We start from the raw sequence: 2,769 nt of genomic DNA on the forward strand, positions 1-2,769 counted from the left end.
AGTACGGAAGGGGCAATAAACTTCTGTGCCATACGCAGTTACGTTTCGAGTTGTCGAAAGCAAAATATCACAGCCTCAACCTCGTTGAACCTGCTGTTCAGCGGGCACTTGCCTGATATCTTTGTTTACCCAGCTGAATAGTTACGTTTAACCTAGCTTAACTCAGTTGTTTCATGATGTTCTAAGCAGTCCAAGATAGTCCAAGATAGTCCAAGGAAGTCCAGAGTTTGACTTTTAACATTCTGTTTCTATGATTGATTTTATTTGCCTGTTCGCATAGTTTCAGGTTAAAGGCAGACACCGATGGTTTGGCCAATATGAACAATTCACTAATCAATCTGCGATATTCAGATCTCAGCTTTAATGAGGCGATTTCAAGTTGGGAAAGTTGCTATTGTGGTTATCAAAAAGCTTACGAGCATCTTATTCGCCGTTTTCCGAACGTTATTGTGGAACTCAAATTATTCTACTGTTTTATCTCAGATAAAATATTTATTGAAAACATTTCCCTGTTTGATTTTTGCCTATGCCGGGCTATGAACCAATATCAGTTATGGAGCAAAAGAAGTAAGTTTCAAGCTCTAGAAGCTTTCAGGGAAACGCTATTCACTGTTGCTCAACATGAGCTTAAAGGGCTTAAAGTAACGGATGTGGCGGGTGCTAGCTGGTCTCTAGCTCAGAATACATCGCTTCAAGATTGGCTAAGTGAACAGCCACACCGTATAAGTTCACTACAACAAGGTAAGTTAATATTGGTTCAATCTTCAGTGAAGGCTGCATAATTTGCTATTATTAAATTATCTAGAGTATTATTAATCGTACTTTAAAGTGTGTTGTGTGAGGCAGTAATGAATGTACAAGCAAATGATGTGAAGGTAAAAGGTGTCAAAGCTTTATCAGACGCAATTGATTCTGATGGCGTTTGTATTGTTTCAAGCCGTGGTAAACCAATTCTTGCGGCTATTGACATAGAGCAGTATCAAAAGTTTCGAGAGTGGGAGCTAAGCCAAGCTCTAGCTGAGTGCGAGACAGATATTGCCGCTGGTGATTACAAAGTTATTGATGACGTTGATGCACACGTAGCAGAGCTACTTAGCGAGAATGAATCTCGTGAATAAAATTCTTGAAACCAAAAGCTATGTGAAAAGAGCCAGTAAGTTTTTAAAGAAACATCCAGAGATCATCAAGCAATACGCCAAAGTCATTAAACTGCTTCAACTTAATCATGCTCATCCTTCACTCAGACTACATAAGCTTTCAAATGGCTTGTGGTCGGTATCTATCAACATGAGTTACCGAATTTTACTCACTTTAAAAGTGCAAGAAGACGGTACGATTATCTTGGTTGATATCGGGACACATGATGATGTTTATTAAGGCAAATTATTGATAGATGATTTTCTGTTTTAAATGCAGTTACTTGAATTAACTTAAAAATCCCCAATCTATATTTCTATAACGGAATAATAGGTTCGCAAATGGAAAGCGTGATCAAAGTAATAAATGACTTTACTGTATTACAATTTATTGTAAGTTCAGTGCTGTTAATCATCGGCTTTTGGTGTCTTTATCGAGTCGTAAAATGGGCGAAAGGAATGCCAAAAGTCGCTTTCCTCATCTTGGCTATTTTCCCTCTTATCTCGATATTTCCAATCCCGCCTCCAGCATTTAATAATGTGGAAAAAGCAAAAGTAGAACAGCGTAAAACTAAGCAGAACAACGGTGACTCAGATGATGATTAGAGTTAGCAACTTGTTCGCTGAGTATTTATTAACCCTTGAAACCTCTCCCTAAACGCTACCCTTCGCATCCGTAACAAAAACCAATCCATTTCTGGTTTGTTCATGAGTAGTAATTGCGGAAAATCGGTGTGGCCTTTGTCTGTCGCTAAACCTAAAAATTCTTTTGAGCCGTGGTAGCTTTTGCCGAAGCTGAGACCGTTGTAGATTTTGAATTCGTTGCGGATGCCGTTGATCTCGTTTCAGCGAAATACGGTTTCAAACCAGCCTGTTCTAGTCATAAAACGTTTACCTACACGGAACAAGGCGCAGCGATCTAATAAGTTGTCACCGAAGTAAATACTATTCCACTCTTTGTTAGTGGCGTGAGTGACACGGTGGCCTTTGTGCTCGTAAACATACGACATATAGGTGCAGCCGTAGTTGTAGGCCAAGTCTTGATAGATTTGCTCAAAGGTGTCGTTGAAATGAGGCGTTGCGATGATGTTTCCCATATTACTCACCTTGATATTCAATTAATTTGGCAAAACCTGCAGAGTTTTTCACCACTTTCTTAGTTTCGTTATCCACCAAAATCATGGTCTCGAAAGCGTGAGCGACAGGGGCGTTGTCATCGTTCTTGGTGATCAATGCTTCAAAGGTTATCGTGGCTCTGGTGGTTTCAGATACGCTATAGTTGAAATGCAAAACATCATGCAAGAACGCTTCACCTTGATAGTCGATTTTCAATTGTTTAATGAAAGAGGTCGCACCATTTAGGTTAAATTCATTTATCTTGAAATTGCGAAAGTAATCTATCCGAGCGTGATGTAGCATGGATACTAAGCCGTTATAACCTAAGTGATTGCCGTAGTTTAAGTCTGCGACTCTCACTGATAAGTCGACAGTGAAATAGTTGGGTTGTTGCATAATTAGTCGGCTATGAAAAAAATCTAACATTATGATCGATAATACAATATAGCTCTTTGATACATTCAATTTCGACCAGAAATGATATAGTGAACCTACGGTTTCTGGTCGTTTTTGGTGC

The 2,769-nt window shown here is 39.2% G+C and carries 6 protein-coding genes; 4 read left to right on the forward strand and 2 right to left on the reverse strand.

Annotated features, from left to right (window positions below; genetic code table 11):
* Positions 1–317: 317 nt before the first annotated feature.
* From JQC92_RS21690 to JQC92_RS21705, 4 genes are all read left to right on the forward strand, one after another.
* Positions 318–782, forward strand: a complete 465-nt coding sequence (locus JQC92_RS21690) for a hypothetical protein (protein ID WP_205001613.1) — start codon at positions 318–320, stop codon at positions 780–782.
* A gap of 66 nt (positions 783–848) precedes the next feature.
* Positions 849–1,118 carry a hypothetical protein gene (locus JQC92_RS21695; RefSeq protein WP_205001614.1) on the forward strand — a complete coding sequence of 90 codons (270 nt, stop codon included), beginning with the start codon at positions 849–851 and terminating at the stop codon, positions 1,116–1,118.
* Complete coding sequence (locus JQC92_RS21700) at positions 1,111–1,377, forward strand: type II toxin-antitoxin system RelE/ParE family toxin (RefSeq protein ID WP_205001615.1); 267 nt, start codon at positions 1,111–1,113, stop codon at positions 1,375–1,377. The genes JQC92_RS21695 and JQC92_RS21700 overlap by 8 nt, the downstream gene beginning before the upstream one ends.
* Before the next feature lie 101 nt (positions 1,378–1,478).
* Positions 1,479–1,742, forward strand: a complete 264-nt coding sequence (locus JQC92_RS21705) for a hypothetical protein (protein ID WP_205001618.1) — start codon at positions 1,479–1,481, stop codon at positions 1,740–1,742.
* 239 nt (positions 1,743–1,981) lie between these two features.
* Here JQC92_RS21705 and JQC92_RS21710 read toward each other — a convergent pair whose 3' ends face one another.
* Together JQC92_RS21710 and JQC92_RS21715 are read right to left on the reverse strand one after the other, a co-directional pair.
* Entirely contained in the window at positions 1,982–2,233 is a 252-nt protein-coding gene (locus tag JQC92_RS21710) for a hypothetical protein (protein WP_205001616.1), read from the reverse strand.
* A 1-nt stretch (position 2,234) separates the two neighbouring features.
* Positions 2,235–2,769: acyl-CoA thioesterase (locus JQC92_RS21715; RefSeq protein WP_205001617.1), on the reverse strand; the 535-nt coding region annotated here is incomplete at its 5' end.

This window comes from Parashewanella hymeniacidonis (genome assembly GCF_016900895.1).
Classification (GTDB): Bacteria; Pseudomonadota; Gammaproteobacteria; order Enterobacterales; family Shewanellaceae; genus Parashewanella; species Parashewanella hymeniacidonis.

What these genes read in the sequence shown, in the direction of transcription:
- JQC92_RS21690 (WP_205001613.1), top strand. Translation starts at nt 318, where the DNA reads ATGAACAATTCACTAATCAATCTGCGATATTCAGATCTCAGCTTTAAT.
- JQC92_RS21705 (WP_205001618.1), top strand. Translation starts at nt 1,479, where the DNA reads ATGGAAAGCGTGATCAAAGTAATAAATGACTTTACTGTATTACAATTT.
- JQC92_RS21710 (WP_205001616.1), bottom strand. Translation starts at nt 2,233, where the DNA reads ATGGGAAACATCATCGCAACGCCTCATTTCAACGACACCTTTGAGCAA.
- JQC92_RS21695 (WP_205001614.1), top strand. Translation starts at nt 849, where the DNA reads ATGAATGTACAAGCAAATGATGTGAAGGTAAAAGGTGTCAAAGCTTTA.